The organism is Mucilaginibacter rubeus (genome assembly GCF_003286415.2).
Lineage (GTDB): Bacteria > Bacteroidota > Bacteroidia > Sphingobacteriales > Sphingobacteriaceae > Mucilaginibacter > Mucilaginibacter rubeus_A.
Genome location: NZ_CP043450.1, coordinates 4,998,056 through 5,015,799, shown reverse-complemented (window position 1 = coordinate 5,015,799; position 17,744 = coordinate 4,998,056). Strand labels below are relative to the sequence as shown.

General features: G+C 42.5%; 15 protein-coding genes and 1 tRNA gene. 8 read left to right on the top strand and 8 right to left on the bottom strand.

Translation table 11 applies throughout. From position 1 onward, the window contains the following. Window positions 1–517: 517 nt before the first annotated feature. Window positions 518–820 (top strand): hypothetical protein, encoded by a 303-nt coding sequence (locus DEO27_RS19780; protein WP_146750057.1) that lies wholly within the window; start codon window positions 518–520, stop codon window positions 818–820. Between the two features lie 167 nt (window positions 821–987). On the opposite strand, the gene DEO27_RS19775 is transcribed toward DEO27_RS19780, so the two are convergent. Continuing rightward, the gene (locus DEO27_RS19775) at window positions 988–1,389 is read right to left on the bottom strand and encodes a hypothetical protein (protein WP_112572887.1); all 402 of its coding nucleotides are present in this window, start codon (window positions 1,387–1,389) and stop codon (window positions 988–990) included. A gap of 428 nt (window positions 1,390–1,817) precedes the next feature. Here DEO27_RS19775 and DEO27_RS19770 point away from each other — a divergent pair, with 428 nt between their 5' ends. Further along, window positions 1,818–3,623 carry a glycosyl hydrolase family 28-related protein gene (locus DEO27_RS19770; protein WP_112572890.1) on the top strand — a complete coding sequence of 602 codons (1,806 nt, stop codon included), beginning with the start codon at window positions 1,818–1,820 and terminating at the stop codon, window positions 3,621–3,623. 64 nt (window positions 3,624–3,687) lie between these two features. Here DEO27_RS19770 and DEO27_RS19765 read toward each other — a convergent pair whose 3' ends face one another. Beyond that, window positions 3,688–4,149 carry a helix-turn-helix domain-containing protein gene (locus DEO27_RS19765; protein WP_112572892.1) on the bottom strand — a complete coding sequence of 154 codons (462 nt, stop codon included), beginning with the start codon at window positions 4,147–4,149 and terminating at the stop codon, window positions 3,688–3,690. Continuing rightward, the gene (locus DEO27_RS19760) at window positions 4,127–4,753 is read right to left on the bottom strand and encodes an AAA family ATPase (RefSeq protein ID WP_223818000.1); all 627 of its coding nucleotides are present in this window, start codon (window positions 4,751–4,753) and stop codon (window positions 4,127–4,129) included. The genes DEO27_RS19765 and DEO27_RS19760 overlap by 23 nt, the downstream gene beginning before the upstream one ends. A gap of 442 nt (window positions 4,754–5,195) precedes the next feature. Here DEO27_RS19760 and DEO27_RS19755 point away from each other — a divergent pair, with 442 nt between their 5' ends. Both DEO27_RS19755 and DEO27_RS19750 read left to right on the top strand, forming a co-directional pair. After that, window positions 5,196–5,768: an REP-associated tyrosine transposase gene (locus DEO27_RS19755; protein ID WP_112572896.1), complete on the top strand. Its 573-nt coding sequence runs from the start codon at window positions 5,196–5,198 to the stop codon at window positions 5,766–5,768. Between the two features lie 130 nt (window positions 5,769–5,898). Next, window positions 5,899–6,102: a DNA-directed RNA polymerase subunit alpha C-terminal domain-containing protein gene (locus DEO27_RS19750; RefSeq protein WP_112572898.1), complete on the top strand. Its 204-nt coding sequence runs from the start codon at window positions 5,899–5,901 to the stop codon at window positions 6,100–6,102. A gap of 41 nt (window positions 6,103–6,143) precedes the next feature. Here DEO27_RS19750 and DEO27_RS19745 read toward each other — a convergent pair whose 3' ends face one another. From DEO27_RS19745 to DEO27_RS19730, 4 genes are all read right to left on the bottom strand, one after another. Then, the gene (locus tag DEO27_RS19745; RefSeq protein WP_112572900.1) at window positions 6,144–7,076 is read right to left on the bottom strand and encodes a bestrophin family protein; all 933 of its coding nucleotides are present in this window, start codon (window positions 7,074–7,076) and stop codon (window positions 6,144–6,146) included. A 31-nt stretch (window positions 7,077–7,107) separates the two neighbouring features. Then, a complete protein-coding gene (locus tag DEO27_RS19740) occupies window positions 7,108–7,599 on the bottom strand; it encodes a hypothetical protein (protein ID WP_112572902.1) in 492 nt (163 codons plus the stop codon). 871 nt (window positions 7,600–8,470) lie between these two features. Beyond that, window positions 8,471–9,835, bottom strand: a complete 1,365-nt coding sequence (locus tag DEO27_RS19735; RefSeq protein ID WP_112572905.1) for a sensor histidine kinase — start codon at window positions 9,833–9,835, stop codon at window positions 8,471–8,473. Then, window positions 9,832–10,515 carry a response regulator transcription factor gene (locus DEO27_RS19730; RefSeq protein ID WP_112572907.1) on the bottom strand — a complete coding sequence of 228 codons (684 nt, stop codon included), beginning with the start codon at window positions 10,513–10,515 and terminating at the stop codon, window positions 9,832–9,834. The genes DEO27_RS19735 and DEO27_RS19730 overlap by 4 nt, the downstream gene beginning before the upstream one ends. A gap of 443 nt (window positions 10,516–10,958) precedes the next feature. Between DEO27_RS19730 and DEO27_RS19725 the strand changes: the two genes are divergently transcribed. Continuing rightward, window positions 10,959–11,942 carry a hypothetical protein gene (locus DEO27_RS19725; RefSeq protein ID WP_149301879.1) on the top strand — a complete coding sequence of 328 codons (984 nt, stop codon included), beginning with the start codon at window positions 10,959–10,961 and terminating at the stop codon, window positions 11,940–11,942. 240 nt (window positions 11,943–12,182) lie between these two features. On the opposite strand, the gene DEO27_RS19720 is transcribed toward DEO27_RS19725, so the two are convergent. Next, window positions 12,183–15,320 (bottom strand): DUF2723 domain-containing protein, encoded by a 3,138-nt coding sequence (locus tag DEO27_RS19720; RefSeq protein ID WP_112572911.1) that lies wholly within the window; start codon window positions 15,318–15,320, stop codon window positions 12,183–12,185. A 213-nt stretch (window positions 15,321–15,533) separates the two neighbouring features. Between DEO27_RS19720 and DEO27_RS19715 the strand changes: the two genes are divergently transcribed. The 3 genes from DEO27_RS19715 to DEO27_RS19705 all read left to right on the top strand — a co-directional run bounded on the left by DEO27_RS19715 (window position 15,534) and on the right by DEO27_RS19705 (window position 17,486). Continuing rightward, a tRNA-Gln gene (locus DEO27_RS19715) sits at window positions 15,534–15,604 on the top strand. 164 nt (window positions 15,605–15,768) lie between these two features. Further along, window positions 15,769–16,713 carry a ribose-phosphate pyrophosphokinase gene (locus tag DEO27_RS19710; RefSeq protein WP_112572913.1) on the top strand — a complete coding sequence of 315 codons (945 nt, stop codon included), beginning with the start codon at window positions 15,769–15,771 and terminating at the stop codon, window positions 16,711–16,713. Between the two features lie 188 nt (window positions 16,714–16,901). Next, the gene (locus DEO27_RS19705) at window positions 16,902–17,486 is read left to right on the top strand and encodes a 50S ribosomal protein L25/general stress protein Ctc (protein WP_112572915.1); all 585 of its coding nucleotides are present in this window, start codon (window positions 16,902–16,904) and stop codon (window positions 17,484–17,486) included. The last annotated feature ends 258 nt before the right edge of the window (window positions 17,487–17,744 follow it).

The following is a 17,744-nucleotide window of genomic DNA, read 5'->3' as shown; positions in this document are numbered from 1 at the left end:
CAGGTAAACGCTTTGATCTGCAAGCGGCTTAGCGAATGGGATTTACAACTTGTCATGGGTAGCCGTAAACACCCGTTTTACGTTATTATCCTGGGTGCAAAGGCCTGTCATCCTGAGCCTGTCGAAGGACGCGCGCAGAGGCCGTGCCCGCCATGCTTCGAGGGCCTCAGCATGACACCCGTTGTAATATCCACCACAACCCCTTAACCCCGAAATCAAAAATCCCTATTCCGAAATTAAAACAATGGCGTTGCCTGCGGCCCGGGCTTTACACTCCAAATCCTCGCCCCGGGCATTGCGCGCGAAGGCCTGTGCGGGCTGTGGGTTTTCCGTTGCAATCCCTAACGCGGCCCATGCTCAGAGGCCGAAGGAGGGGGGAATACAATTGCCGGCTTTGTTTACCGCTTAGCCCTGCATGCAGGCCACAAGGTACAACCTTGCGGTAGCGTTTTTGATTTTTTGCTACCGCAAGGCTGTGCCTTGTGGGCTATTTGCTAAGTGTTAAATTTGTATGGATATGAAGAAAATACTTTTAGTAGGAGGACTTGCTTTACTGTTCTTTATAATAGCAATTTATTCCTACAATAATTTGGTTCGAAAAAATTTTCCATTAGCATTTAATGGTAAGGTGCAAAACGTTGTCTATAGCGTTAAAGGTGAACCAACGGTTTCGATCAATAATAAAACTTTTATTCTTCCTGTGAACCTGTGGAATTTTAATCACAAAATTGAAAAAGGGGATTCATTGATTAAGTTTAAAGACTCGATGGTTGTCAAATTAATAAAAAGTAGATCAGGACAAGCGATACTGTTTAAATAGATAGCAAGCGGCTCATGATTGACAAAGAATGAATTACAGCTATTAAAAATTGGGGGTGCAACAACTGTATCGTCCTAAAAAAAGTTTACAGATTAAATGCTTGCGATAGCATGACGAAAAACATCTCCTACCTCTCAACCCCGAAATCGAAAATCCCAATTCCGAAATCAAATGAGTTTATCCGTCCGCTTCGGGGATGGGTATCTGTGAGACATTAGTCGGACACCTTGCTTCCTAAATCGTTCCGGACCTAAAGTAAGCCGTTCCATCGCCTTAATGCTATCGTGCGTATTAATTATAAACCTTGCAGCATCCACATTATCACAGCATATACTGCCGAGGCCGCTGTTGCTAATGCCCACATCGTTATATCCGTTTCTGTAAACATGCCTTATAATAAACTCGGCAGGCGAAAGCCATTCGGGCAAATCGGTAAGTTTGGCGGCCACCTTGCAGTTAATAAGCCTGATATTGGGGTTATCATCTTCGGTGGTTATTGAATACAATACTGGTATACAGGCCGATTGCCCTCTGCTAAGGTCGGTTACTACCCATGCTATTTTTTCCACGTGCAAAATTATTGTTTGGTTTACTTCGTAAAAAATGCTAAAAATATTAGTAATTTTACAACTCAAATCTTATCTTTTTTATGGACCTGAATACTATAGCAACTATTGGCAACCAGAAAACCATTAAGCTGTCACTAAAAAGTTGGCAACGGTTTATTCATACTTCTGTATTACACTTAATGTGGACCCCAATCAAAACAAGTTTCTGGAAAACTTGCCCGGGCTATGTCAACTCTCAAAGCATAACCCGGTACGCAGAAAGCCGAAGCAATCTGATATATTATGTTAACAATTTAATAATATGAGCTGCGTGAATGCTATAAACCCTTTAAATAACTTACACAATAGAATCATATTCACCAGCGTGGTAAACAGCAGTCGATACGTTCAATCGTAAATCTTTAAATCTTAAAATAAATCTTAAATCTATGACAACAATTGCAAATTATGGTGTGCTTACAACCTACGTGTACACACCAGGTAATGAATCTGTTTTTCTTCTGGGCTATTATTCAACTGGAGATGGAGGCGAAGGTCTTTTTAATTGGGATACATCAGGAAGCCATTCTGCAGATGGCGGAACTGTTGTTGGCAGTGGCTCGGGCAAATGGGTAAGACAATATGAAGGTGCCATGAATGCCAGGTGGTTTGGTGCAAAAGGTGATGGTATTGCTGATGATAGAATTACTTTAACTAGTGCTATTACCGCTGCCAAGCTTGCCAATAAATCCTTATTTATACCAGCAGGCACATATTCTATACAAACTGTACAAGCTGGAACTACAACAAGTATACAGGTTAACGGAAGCAGTGCGGTTGATGGATTGGAGCTTTTGGGAGAAACAGGGACAAAAATAACTTCGTCTGTGACCCCCGCTGATGGTAGCGGTAATACACTTTTGAGGTTTCAAGACCAATTCATGAATGTTAAGATAATGAATATAGAATTCGAGAGCACCCATGGGCTAACTACAGGCTCTACTCATTGTATTGGGCACAATGGTAATGGAACGAGAACCGGCACTCAAATAATTGACTGTAGTTTTACAGGATTTAGCCAGGCGTTGTTTATTAATGGCTCAGAACAATTAGTTGTAAACAGGTGCAAATTTTATTCGCCACTTGGACATAATAACGCACAAACCAATAGAAGCCCTGCAGCTTATATTCTTTTTACTGATAACGACAATGGTGTTAACATTAACCCGACTATTACAGAATGCTATGCTGAAGGATTTAGCGGTACGGTTGATAGTTCATTTCCCGGGGCGCTTGACGGGTTTATTTTTGGCAACCCAAGTGGTGCGGTAATTGCTTTAAATACCATGAAGAATTTTTCGCAGGAAGCGATATTTATTCAACCTAATACCTTTACCACCAACAGACCAACCTTTATTATTAATAACACCATACAATATGATCTTTCTGCCGGATCAGGGTATTACGGTATCAGATGTGATGCCAGCAATATTGATATTAGCAACAACACAATCATTAATGAAAATTATGGTATTCTTTGTCGTGGAGCGGAAGCAACGGATCCATATAAGCAAAAATTTACCAATTTGCGGATTTCGAACAACGATATAAATATTTCTCCAAACGCTACGCTTGCACAACGGGCTGTTTATATACAGGGAAACACCACAGGAAAAACTGATAATTTTATCGTATCAAACAATCACATTACCTTAAGTGGGGTTACATTAACAAATACCATTAATTTGATCACCATTGCCGATTGCGAAAAATCTATAATTGATAAAAACACGGTTAGTATTACAGGCACTACCGGAATGGATGCAACTCATCAACTGAATATTTATGCATTACTCAATAGTAATGATTCTGTAGTATTTGGTTCGTTGGATATTTCAGGGAGCTACAGCAATCTTTTTACGTACGGTACCGGAAGCAATACTAATATCACATCTTTAAACCCTACAAAAGGAAATGTATTATTTAAAAATGCTTCATACACTGTACTTGCCACCGATTTTTCCATTCAGGAAACATCTTCATTAGTGATTTTTGCCGATGCAACTCCGGCAGGCCTCACTATCACTCCGCCGGTTGGAGCAGCCTTTGCAGGTTACAAGATTGCAGTTATAAAAACAGATTCAACCTCAAATGTAGTTACAGTAGCCAATGTTACGGGTACGAATACCTTAACTGCACAAGGGCGATTAGATTTCGTTTTTAACGCTACGACTAACACCTGGTGGACAATATAATTTCTGTATAACTAACAGCGTAAAAGATCGGGAGAGATACTCCCGATCTTTTTTATTATTCGATTTACAACCGCCCATTCAACATCCTATTCACACTCCCCACGCTCATGCCAAGCCGTTCGGCTATCTGCCGCTGGCTTAAACCTTCATCGCTTAATTTTTTAGCTTCGAGGTTCATACGTTCGCGCTCTTGTCTGGAGGTATCGCGCAGGTGGTTTTTCTCGCAATCCTTACCCGTAAAAATAAACTTTAAAAAGCCGTTGTGCCGTTCCAGCTGGGCAAGGCATATATTATCGGCACCATAAGTTTCGGCCGTGCTGCGCTGCTTAATCTGCTTTAAGTACCGTTGGCCGGGGGCGGAGTGGCTCTCGCCCATGGCAAAGGCGCTGTCGTAAAAATTGATGAGCATTTTACTGCCCTGCAAATCGTTACGACTAAGCGGCAGGCGTGGGTTACGCTTGGGGGTATGGGCCAGCACCAGGATGCTGATACCGTGGCGGGTTTTAAGCTTTTTCAGTTCCTTCATCAGGGTGAGGGCAGCCCCGGCGCTCTCGGTTCCGTTGCGCAGGCAGGTAATGTTCAATAATGAGCACTTCAGCGCCGGTACGCTTAATGCCCCGCGTTAAAGCCTCAATCACATACTTATCGAGCTTTTGGTAGTGCGAGCTGGCACGGTTAAACTGGTTGTATTCGCCGCGGTAAAATTCGGTGGCAAAATGATAGCGGTTTTGTCCGTCGGTATAACGTTGTTCAAACTGCTTGCCGCTAAGCTCAAAATCAATATACAATACCGGCGAGGCGTCGGCCCCAAGCGCAAAAGGAGCAATAGGTTCACCGCGACTAATGCTGTCGGCCAGTTGTACAGCCAGCAGACTTTTGCCCATATTGGTATCGGCAAACAGAATGCACAACTCGCCCTGCAACCAAAAGTTGCCAAACAGCATCTGCGGCGTTTCGTGTTCGGTTTCCATAACCATCCACTCATTGGCCGGGTAAATATCAAATAGCTCAACCACGGCATCCGGGTCCGAGAACACAATCTGCCCCTTACGCGCGGCTGCATCCGCCATATCCCTCACATGCTTTTGAATCATTTGAACAACCAAAGGTTTCTCCGAAGTATGGTACATAAAAGTTATCGCCCCGTCCCGCAGATCAAGCAGGACAATCCATCGCTATTTGCCGCAAACCTGCCGGCAATCATGAAGGGCACTCAAATTTATCTACTAAAAAGTCCGCGGTTGGTGGTGCTATTTTGTCAGTGTTCAATTTTTAAAAACGAGGTGTTCAATGTTTTTTAAATAGGTATTGTAAGTGGTTGATTATCAATAGTAATTTGTTTAGATGATATTTTTGAACAGGCTTGTTGGTTTGTAAGTTATTGATTATCAGATGTTAAATTTTGGAGCAAAATGCAAAGTGTTTACACTTTTAAAAATTGAACAGCGAGGTTTGCAAGAGATTATATGAGTGTTTTTATTTTTTTTCTTGCGCTCGTTTGCAACGAGCGCTTAACATGGTCTTGCGATTGCATCGCATGATCGTTAATTTAGCCTAAACCTCTTTTTCACAATGTCACATCAATACAGGGTCAGAAACCATGAAGAAATTCATTTTATAACTTTTACGATAGTAGACTGGATTGATGTATTTATACGGCCCGGTTACAAGCAACTTATTATTGACTCACTTATTTATTGTCAGAAAAATAAAGGTCTTGACATATACGCATTTTGTTTGATGAGTAATCACCTGCATTTGTTAGTATCCGCTGTAGCGCCCAACAGGTTACCCGACATTGTGCGCGACTTTAAAAAGCATACCAATAAACAGATCATCAAGCTCATTGAAACAGAAAATGAAAGTCGCAGAGATTGGATGTTATATCGGTTCAAGTACCATGCAAAATTTGACGACCGTATACAAAATCATAAAGTATGGCAAGATGGTTATCATTCGATTGAATGCGACCGGGAAGACATACTTTTCCAAAAATTAGATTACATTCATGACAATCCGGTCAAAGCAGAGATTGTAAGCTATCCTGAACATTATATTTATAGTTCGGCGGCTAATTATGCCGGGCAACCGGGTTTATTTGAAGTTACCTTATTGGAAAGAGGCTTTATAACTGTAAGCTTTTAGTTTGCTTACGTTACAAACGTAAGCCCATGTTAAGCGCTCGTTACAAACGAGCGCAAGAAGTTGCATTGCTGTATGACGTGGCTTTTATTAATTTGATCATTAAATTTGATCATCAATTAAACCGTTTGTTATGAACACTGAAGAATTAAACAGCCCCTTTGGTAAACTGGGTAACCCGGCCCGGCGTGCGTTGGCCAATGCGGGTATTACATCGTTGCTTGAGTTATCAAAACTAACCGAGAAAGAGTTTTTGCATTTGCATGGCGTGGGCAAAAGTTCGGTGCCTATAGTGAAGGAGAAAATGAAAGAAGAAGGTTTAGGCTTTAAGGAATAAATAAGTGAACCCCTGTGCCTTCCCGCACAGGGGTGTAAAGCTTACAGTATATAATACACGTTTGCTTTAGCGGCAACAGGTTGAACTGCTGCCTTTTCACTCTCATGTTTATCGTTAAGCATCTGCTTCAAATCGCGTTCAATGGTTTGCGAAATGGCAGTTGTTGGGGTGTCTGTTGGTTTGCTTTCAAATGGGTCTTGCAGATGAATAGCCATTTTTTCTACCAGTAAAAATGCAGCTGCTATAGCTATGATCAGCGGTACTTCAAACATACCGAAGAATTCGATAAGGCCGAAGGGCAGCAGGATAATAAACAGGTACAGGCAAAAATGAATGTATAAGCTATACGTAACCGGGAACACCGTGTTCTTGATCCGCTCGCATTTACCCATGGCATCGCACAGGCGGGTAAGCGTACCATCTATCTGCACTTGCTGATAATCATTAAGCCATCCGTTTTTGTAGGCCAGCTTCAGGTCGAGCCCGTGCAGTTTTAATAGGCTGTTAGGTACGTTGCTGAAACGATGGGTAAACTTCACTTCTTCGTCAACTAACAGATGGGCGTTTTTGGCGTAAGGATCTTGCTTGCGCAGCGACTGGCTTAAGCCGTAGCACCAGGCTATCTGGCGGTAAACAAAGCGCTTTTTGAAACCTTCTATTTCTTCGCAAGCGTCATCGCCGCCATCTAAAAAGCTGATCAGCTCGCGGGTAAGCGATCTCGAATCGTTCACAATAGCTCCCCAAATACTGCGGGCTTCCCACCAGCGGTCATAAGCCTGGTTTGAGCGGAAGGCCAGCAACAATGATATGATGGTTGCCAGTATGGCCGGAACAGCAATAGGGATTGAAATGCGGTATTCAGGGAAAAAGCGATGGAACAGGGCGATAGTTATGGCATAACCGGCAACAAGTAAAAGCTCGTTCTTGATTTTTCCCACCACATACTTTACCGGGATATTTTCTTTTAGTAACATAGATAAATGTTTTAAATGATATTAATAAATATTAAACCTCCAGAAGCTCATGCTCTGCTTCGTTCTTAACTACGGTTAAAGGCTGTTTAACCTCAGTTTTAATGGTAACTATCTTATACCCGCTTCGTTGCATGAGTATAGTAGGGTCGAAACTGTTGGGTGTTAGCCTTGCGTAGCTATGATTTTCGGGCATGGCAATCAGTTCGGTTTCTTTTGCCTCGAGATAGTTTTTGAATACGGCTACTGTGTTGCCATAAAAAAAGTCGGGCGTAATGTTTTCTATCTGATCTGCATAGTCGTTTTTCAGCATGGTGCAACCCGCGTAAAAATCGTCGTCAATCAGTTGGTATTCCCGGCTGCGGCGGGATAGCAATAACAGGTCGGATATAGAGTCGGATAGTTGCAGGAAGTGAACAAGCGATATATTCAGTTTTTGCTTTGAATAGCGCTCGGCTAAAACAGGTATAATGTTTAATGATGATAAGGTGAAATCAGACGGGATAATGATGTTTAATGTTTTCATGATGATACCTTTTTTGTGTTTACTACTGTTTGTTGATACAATAGTAGGTACCGGGCATTAAAGCGGTTTAAGAAAGAAATTAGAATGTGATTAGAATTGATTTTTGTTGCATCACCACCGCGTCATTGCGAGGCACGAAGCAATCGCGAACTGTACAGAGGGATTTGCATAGCTGCGCTGTAAGCTGGGGATTATTGATTATAGTTTGCTTTTTACAGGTATTAATGAGCACCCTTCAGCCGGTTATCTTAGTGTTTTATAAAAACGTATTTGTGAGTTATTACCTATTAAGTTTTCGTTTTGTGACTATGGGCGTTGCCTCCGGCCCGTGCTATCCGCTCATACTGCACAGGCATTATCCACAAGGCCGGTATCCGCTACTATCACTAACGCGACCCCCGCACAAGTAAATGTGCATGGCGTATACATCAGGATCCTCTGCGAGAGACCTTAATGAGACGTTAAGATCCTTCGTGCCTGCCCACGACATAATTAAAACCGGATGTTTTTCGCAGCAGATCAGCTTCGGGTGAAAACGGGCAGAACAATGTAGGGAATGTGTGGCTGCAGGGGCATAGCGAGTTTTTGCAGAAGCTGGGGATAGGGCGAATCGGGGCAAAATAATTGCAGCCCGTGGTTCTGTTCGTTTTGCAGGGCAAAGGCCGGGCGGCGGGTTGGAGGGAAGGATGAGCGCAAAGAAGCCTTTCTGCTGTAAGCCTTTTTGGATACTTTTGTGGCGACAAAAGTATCTGGCCCTCGCGCGGCCAAGAGCGCGACGATGTAAATTCATTACAACAACAGTCGTTACCTGCCTCTGTGCGATTATTAATATTATAATTTGTTTTTATAGGCATTAATGAACTCCCTTTTTCTACGCCTTATAAACCGGCAGCATCACCCTGATCTCGGTGCCTTCGCCCTCTTTAGAGATAATGCCGATATTACCCTTATGCAGCCTTACAATATTCAGTGCCAGCGGCAAACCTACACCATGCCCCTCATACTTGCCCGTGTTTGACGCGCGGAAAAATGGCTCAAAAATATGCTGCACATCGCTTTCGGGGATGCCTATGCCCTGATCTTTTATGCTGAAGATGATGCTGTTATTTTCGGTATACACCCTAAGCGTTACAGGCTTGTTTTCAGAATATTTACAGGCATTAAGGCCTATATTACTTATGGCCAGTTTAAGCAGGTTGATGTTTCCTTGTGTTACCAGGCTATCCACATCATCGGGTAGCGACGAAAAATCGATGCTGAGGTTATTGGTGGGGATGATATGGTCAACAGCATCTTTTACCATAAAGGCCAGCTCATCGGCACGTATCTGTTCCCAATTCTGCTTTTTACCATCGAAACCACTTTGAGCCAGGCCTAATAAACTGGTGATAATATCCTGCAAGCTTTGGGTGCCTGTCAGGATTTCTTTAAGGTTTTTATGCAGATCGGCCCCCGGTGTATCAATGTTTTTGAGCGAAAGTTCGGCTTCGCCCTTAATGATAGCCAGCGGGGTACGCAACTCATGCGAGGCATTGCTGATAAAGTTATTCTGGGTTTCAAAGGCGGTTTCCAGCCTGTCGAGCATGTTGTTAAACGTTTGGGTAAGCTCGGCTATCTCATCTTTACCGCTGTAATCTTCCAAACGCAAGTGCAGGTTGCTTGCTGTGATGGTATTTACCTTTTTTATGATTTTGCGTACCGGTTTAAAGGTATGGTATGAAAACCGGCGACCGATGATATAAACTATAAGTATCGAGGTAAGGAAGCAGATGATTAACACCTGTTCAAGGTCATTAAGTTCGCTTAGGCCCGATGGGTTGGTTGCCGAAACAACAATAATGGCGTCACCCTCCGGAAAGCGGAATATATTACCCGCATAAAATATGTTATCGGCTTTAAACCTTGATTTTCCGTTGTAGAGGATATTATTTATCAGTTCGCGGGGAACGCCTTTTACAGTTTTGCCTTTGGTATAAACTTCGGGTTTAATAACGTACTGCTTTTCGGCAATGAGGCGTTCAAGATAGCGCTGCCTGATCTCCTTGTACATACCAAGGCTGTCGCGGTCATTAAGGTGATGGATTTGGGATGAGATGTTTACCCGGGTTTCAAGCCGTTTATAAAAATCATCAAAAGTAAACTGATGTACAAAGTAAAAAACAGCGCTGCTCAATATCAATATTACCGATACTGTTAGCCCAAAAAACAGCAGCGCTACTTTTTTCTGAATGGTCATGCGGCGTTATTTTTTAAAATATAGCCCATGCCAATAACCGTGTGGATAAGCTTGTTGTCAAAATCCTTATCCACCTTTTTGCGAAGGTAGTTGATATACACATCAACCACATTGGTACCCATATTAAAATCAATGTTCCAAACGTGCTCCAGTATTTCGATGCGGCTAAGCATGTGGTTTTTGTTTTTAGCCAGAAACTCCAGCAGGCGGTATTCGGTGGCGGTAAGGTCGATGATCTTATCGCCGCGTTTAACCGATTTTTCGTCGCCGTTGATGACCAGGTCGGCAATTTGGATCACGTTTGCCGGTTGCGCAAGATTTGAATTGCGACGGGCGAGGGTACGGATGCGAGCGTTAAGCTCGGCCAAACTGAAAGGTTTAACCATATAATCGTCGGCACCGCTGTCAAGGCCTACCACCACGTTTTCGGTAGTGCCCAGGGCGGTAAGCATGAGTATGGCAGCGTTTTGGTTGGCCTGCCGCAACCGTCTGCAAACCTCAATGCCATTAATGCCGGGTAGCATAATATCCAGAATGATCAATTGAAAATCCATTTTCATGGCCATATCCAGCCCGGTTGTACCATCAAGGGCAACACTTATTTCGTGACCTTCGGCAGTAAGGTCGCGCTGGATAATGGATACCAGTTTGGGTTCATCTTCAATTAACAGGATCTTCATTGTGGCAAATATATATTACGCTTAGTATAAACAATAAATAAGCATGATGTTTTAGTTAAACTCAACAGGAATACCGGCATTTTTTCAACTTCGACCAGTTATTGGCAAGCTACTGTATCAGCACTTCTGTCCGCAAGGTACCGCCCCCGCTACCGGACGGACACCATCCTTATAAACTTCAACCACTTATGTGATGTTTTAGTTAAACTGATCAGGAATATCGTTAAATTAAAGCGATATTAATTGTAAACCCACTCATGCCTAATCCTTTCAAAATCATCAGTAACGCAGCTTACCTTATGCTACTTTTAGGCATATTAGGCTGCCATCATGAAAGCAAGCCGATACATAAAAAGCCGCCTAAAAAAGCGGTTAAGGCAAAAGCAAAGGAATATGTAGAGGTTAAATACGCCGAGCCGCAGCTTATTGCTTTTTTTGATAGCGTGGGTAGGTTGCCTGTTGAGCCTTTAGCTAATAGTGCTGCTTTTTGGGCTGATTCTGTTTTTGAGAATTTTACTGAGCCGATGAGCAGGGTGCTGTCTGATGCTGATTTCACGTTATTGAAAAGCTGCATACGTAAGGGGATGATAAAACCAGTTGATGCCAGAAGCATATTTGGCGAACTGAAAGTTGATAGCACCTGTACAGCGAAAGGGCTGTTTGATTCTGTTAAAAAAGGGAATGTTTATTTGCAATATTATCCTTTCGGCGGTAATAAAAGCAAGTTTGACGAATTTGGAATATTAGTAGGGGATGCGGGACATTGCGACAGCTCAGAACTGTATTTTTTTAAGGGTAATAAAATAATAGCAAAGCAAAGTGGCTACAGTAGGTATACTGATAATGTGCAATACTTTAAAAATGTGGATGGCGAAAGTATAGTTTACCGGCGAATGGAATTTAATGAGGGTTCGGGTATTTGGTGGTTTAATTCTTTCTTCTATAAATACGATGGCGATAAATTAATTCCTGTATTAAATGAATTGAAGAATTCAAACTTATTACAGCCTTCTCCATGGGGGATACGTGAGATATGGCTGGAATCGACCATTCAACATACTAACCCTTTAGTCATGAAAGTAGTTTATCACCAACAATTTCAGGATACCACCGAATTTGATCATTATGAAGCTGACCCTAAACGGGGACCTATGATAGTTAATGATTCAACATTGGTAAAATATACCTGGAATGCGCAAACAAAAAAGTTAGAAGCGCAGCTTGAGTCATCTAAAATAAACACGCCTCAGGTATTGTCATACTACCTTGTTGATAATGAGCTTTTGTTTATAAATGCCTATCATCAGAGGTTGAAAAAGATGATGCTCAACAAAAAAAAGAAAAGATATATACTTCACTATTTGAATAATATAAAGAATTATCAAAACGAACCTCCTGAACACCTAAGCATAAATGATACTCTGTAAATATCACTGGTCGAAGTTTAGCGAAGCGTAACTTCGTCCTAAAACCCCGGAAGCATTCTGCTTCCGCAATTCCGGTTAAAATTTATTTCAAATAGTATTCAGATAAAGGCACTCAAGCTGAAAGCTTGGACTATTTTAGGACGAAGTTACGCTTCGCTAAACTTCGACCAGTATAAAGACCGCTAAAAACAAAAAATGCCCGCTCATTGGCGGGCATTTTCAAAATATCAAAGAAGCAATCTATCTCTTCCCTGTCACCCCAAATTTCTTTTCAAAGCCACTCAGTTGCGCACTGAATTTGTTGAACAGTTGCGGCTGCTTGTATTGCTTGCTAAATTCAACCAGGCCACCCAGTATCTGCATAGAATATTGCAGATCGCGGTTTTCGAGGTTGGTTTCGCCCTTTTGCAGCAGGGCATAGCTGTAATTAAGCTGATTGTTTACATAATCATCAACCAGGTTAGCCAGTTTGTTGCCTAACGGAATATCGTTTAAACGGTAAGCGTTTTCGATCATGTAATATTTACGTACCGCAATCTCCAACGAGTTAATGGTGGTTGGCATTACCTCATCATATTTCTTCAGCACTTTACGGGCCGAATCAGGTTTACCTGCTTTTGCAAGGTCATCGGCCAGGGTTGAGTAAAGCCTGGTGATAAGCGGGTAAAACATCGTCATTGATTCATGATCAAGGTAGCTGGCGTTTTTCATATTGCCCCACCTGTATTTGGTCATCATGTTTTCGTACATTTTACCGGTATTGCTGGCTTCAAGCGGCCCAACAGCTGTATCCGGTTTCAGCGGCAATAAACGATACGCAAAACCTTCGTTATACATATACTTATCCAGACCAATCATGTTGCTGTTTGGCACGGTAACCGAAAAATAAATAGGGCGTTTCCAATCATTATGGGTCAGGATATCCATCATGGCCAATACATCTTTAGTAACATAACGACCGCTAAATGTCCAGTCCATTTCAGGGGCTATCTTGTCTTTATCGGCTGCTGCCACGGTGCCTGTTTTAACAACCTCATCGGCATTAACCGTTAATTTGAATTTGTTGGTTGGCAGATAGTTGGCAACATCACCGTTATTGTACTCAACCATAGCTTCTTTTTTGTCAGAAGTGATAAAGTCAAAAACATCTTTTAGCTCGGTTGCTTCGGGAATCTTCTGGTCGTTGAAATAGATCACATCGCGTACACCGGGTTTAAACTTATCGTTAGTCATGCTGATAGGCAATGGTTCCGACTCGTTCATCTTATTTTTCATACCGCGGATGTACCAGTCGGTACCCAGCAAGCTCAGGTTTACGATACGTACATCCGGACGGACGTTTTCAACCTCCTGAATGTACCAAAGCGGATAGGTATCGTTATCGCCATAAGTAAACAAAATAGCATTTGGCGCGCATGAGTTAAGGTAATTGTAAGCCATATCATGCGGGGTAAGCTTGGTTGAGCGGTTATGATCGTCCCATTCCTGGTTAGCCATCAGTAAAGGAGCGGCAACTAAACAAACTACTGTAGAGATGATGGCGCTTACCCTTGCATTCAGTTTTTTACTCAACACATCGGCAATACCTATCACGCCCAAACCTATCCATATTGCAAAGGCATAGAAGGAGCCTGCATAAGCATAGTCACGCTCACGAGGCTGCAGCGGATCCTGGTTCAGGTAAAGTACAATGGCTAAACCGGTGCAAACAAACAGGATGGCCACAACACCGGCTTCGCGCTGATTGCGGGCAAAATGAAATACCGCGCCAAAAAGGCCTATGATAAGCGGTAAAAAGAACAGGCGGTTATAGCTTTTGCTTTCGGTAACCGAGTAGGGAAGGGGCTTGCCGAAATCCCATCCGCTGATCCACTCGCCATCGGCTCCGGAGCCAAGGCTTTGGCCGTCAAGGTCATTAGAACGACCAACAAAGTTCCACAAGAAGTAACGGGTGTACATCTGGTTAATTTGCCATTTAGCAAAAAAGTTAATGTTTGAACCGAAGGTTGGATGCTCGCTTTCGCCAAGGCCTGTCCATTCACGGTAAAATTCCGGGTGACCAGGTTTATCGCTAAACATACGCGGGAATATGGTATTGCGGTCGTAAACCGTATTTAATTTTTTACCTGCAACCTCATATTTAGTTGCACCGCGACGGTAAATATTAGCACCCTCGGTTTGTGCTGTAGCTTCCGAATCAAAAAACTGACCGTACAATAATGGGGTATCGCCGTACTGGTCGCGGTTAAGGTAGCTGTTCAGGGCGAAGGCATTTTCCGGGTCGCTGTTGTTAAGGTTAGGGTTAGCTTTTGCACGTACCACGATCATCACAAATGAGCTGTAACCAAACAGGATAAATAGCAGGCAGATCAAAAAGCTGTTGAGTGCAAAACGCTTTTCGCGGATTTTTACACCATACTCTAATAAGGCTAAAATACCTACGCTTACTATCAGGCCAATAATACCGCCGCTTATACCTAATATCAGAACAAAGCATGCCGCCGCTAAAATAATGGCAGGTTTAACAGGGTTTATGGTGTAATAAATACCCGCTACAATAGTGATGATCAATAAAATAAAGAATACCACAGCGCCGCTGCCAAAGCCCATGCCCAGGGTATTTACAAAAAGCAGATCGGAAAAAGCCGCGCCTTTTACGGTGTATTGTATCACTCCCCAAAGTACAAATGCCAGTGCCACAACGCTTGCCAAAAAGGTAAGCAATGTACCTTTGGTAGTAACGCTTTTAGCCTTGCGGAAATAGATCACCAGGCCAATAGCCGGGATTACCAGCAGGTTTAATAAGTGGATGCCTATAGAAAGGCCCATTACATAAGCGATAAAAACTATCCACCTGTTGGCATGAGGTTCATCGGCATGGGCATCCCATTTCAATATAGCCCAAAATACTACGGCAGTACAAAGCGATGATTGCGCGTAAACTTCAGATTCCACCGCCGAAAACCAAAAAGTATCCGACCAGGCATAAGCCAAAGCACCTACAAGGCCCGAGCCAATGATCAGGATCAGGTTGGTGTTGTTAAGTTGCTCCTCTGTTTTAACCAAAAGTTTTTTGGCGAGGGCGGTAATGGTCCAAAACAGGAACATGATAGTAGCGCCGCTTGCCAGTGCCGATGCCATGTTGGCCCAATAGGCCACTTTAGTATTATCCCCCATAGATAACAGGGTGAATACTTTGCCTATCATGGTAAATAATGGGGCTCCGGGTTGGTGAGCTACCTGTAAGCGATAGATACAGGCAATAAACTCGCCGCAATCCCAAAAGCTTGACGATGGCTCAAGGGTTAAAATGTAGGTTACTGTGGCAATAATAAAGGCTACCCAGCCAAATATATTGTTGAGTTTTTTGTAATTCATGTTTGAATGCTATATAAAAAACAGGATTAATGCAGCCGAAAATAACAAAACTATTGGGATGTTGCCATCAAAAACGGGCTTTTGAAGCGTGTTTGAATTTTATTTTGCTGTATTTGAGGTGTTAATGAATTTTTTTAAAATTCTATTTTGACTTTCAAATCTTAGCGCTATATTTGCATTCCTTTTCGGGGAGTAATACAAACCAAAGGAGATTGCCTGATAGTATAATGGTAGTACGACGGTTTTTGGTACCGTTTGTCTAGGTTCGAATCCTGGTCGGGCAACAATAAAAATTCGGATTTCGGATTTTCAATTTCGGATTTATTCTGATTGGAAAACTTGAAATCCGAATTGTGTTTTAAGGCGTTTGTGAAGCGGGAAGGCCTTATTTTAATAAGGCAGAGTAATCAATCCGAAATCGAACATCCGAAATTCAAAATCAAAGAAAATGCCCTTACAATTTAACCCGGTTAAATTATTTACAGGATCAGGCTCGCCGGAGCTTGCGCGTCTGATAGCTGATGCATATGGTCGTGAATTAGGAGAAGTTGTAATATCGCGTTTCAGCGATGGTGAATATCAGCCGCATTTTAACGAATCTGTAAGGGGGAGTGATGTTTTCCTGATCCAGTCTACCCATCAGCCTACCGATAATTTAATGGAATTACTCATGATGATTGATGCCGCCCGTCGTGCATCAGCTCATTATGTAACCGCCGTTATACCTTATTTTGGTTTGGCCCGTCAGGACAGGAAAGATAAACCACGTGTTGCCATTGGTGCAAAGCTGGTAGCTAACCTGTTGGTTGCAGCCGGTATTAACCGTATCATGACCATGGATTTGCACGCAGCGCAAATTCAGGGCTTTTTTGATGTTCCGGTTGATCACCTGGATGCTTCTATCATTTTTGTGCCTTACATTAAAAGCCTTGGCTTAGGTCACCTTACCATTGCATCGCCTGATATGGGCGGTTCATACAGGGCCCGTAGTTTTGCCAAGTTCTTTAACGCCGAAGTGGTAATTTGCGACAAACGCCGTAAACGCGCTAACGAAATTGAAGCCATGACACTGATAGGCGATGTTACCGATCAGGACATAGTATTGATTGACGACATCTGCGATACTGCAGGTACATTGGCAAAAGCAGCCGGACTTATCATGGAGCGTGGTGCACGCAGCGTACGCGCCGTTTGTACACACCCGGTATTATCAGGTAAAGCATATGAAACTATCGAAAACTCGGCGTTAACCGAACTGATAGTTACAGATACTATACCGCTGAAACAACAAAGCTCAAAAATAAAGGTACTTTCAACTGCCGAACTGTTTGCCAAAGCGATAAGCAACGTAAACGAACACGGTTCGATAAGTACCTTGTTTAAGGTGGAATAGTAGGTAGTTCATGGTTGATGGTTCATAGATCATAGTGAACATTTATCATGGAAAATAAAAAAGAATAAAGTAATTGGGAAATTAGGCCATGAACAATGATCTATGAACCATGAACTAAAAAAGGCTTTGTGGAAAGTAGAACAATGATCTATGAACCATGAACTAAATAAATAAACAAATAAATAAAAATGAAATCAATTGCTATTAGCGGTTCTCTAAGAGAGAACGTAGGGAAAAGAGACGCGAAAGAGCTGCGTTACAATGGCCAGGTGCCTGCAGTTCTTTATGGTGGTGCTACCCAGACCCACTTCTATGTGTCCGCAGCTGATTTGAGAGCCGTAGTTTACACTCCGGTTGTTCATTTCATCGATCTTGAAATTGCTGGTGTTAAATCACAAGCTATCATCCAGGACATTCAGTTCCACCCACTAACTGAAAAAATCACTCACGTTGACTTTTTATTGTTAGACGAGAAAAAACCTATCTCTATCGAGATCCCTGTTAAATTAACCGGTACTTCTCCAGGTGTAAAAGTAGGTGGTAAACTGGTTCAAAAATTAAGGAAACTGCGTATCAAAGCGCTTCCTAAAGATCATCTTGATGCTATTGAAGTAAGCATCGAGTCTTTAGAAGTTGGTAAATCAGTAAAAGTATCTGATATTAAATTAGATAACTTAACTATCACCAACGCTAAAGAAGATACCATTGTTTCTGTAACTACCTCACGTGCTTTACGTCAGGCAGAGCAAGAAGCAGCTCAAGGTAAAAAATAATTTTGCTTAGCAAATTATCAAAACAGCGATAGGGAAACTTATCGCTGTTTTTGTTTATTTTGAAATAGAAAACGGCGAGGCTTTTTTAAAAGCGTAGGCTTGTGCGATTCCCCTCTTGAGAGGGGAGGAGGGGTGTGTTCTTCAGCATAATGCATAACACACCCCTGCTACCGCACCGCCAGGCGCACCCCCTCTCAAGAGGGGAGCCAAAACCAAGCCCGTTCAATAATAATTAATCAAATTTCTCCGCTGATTAGC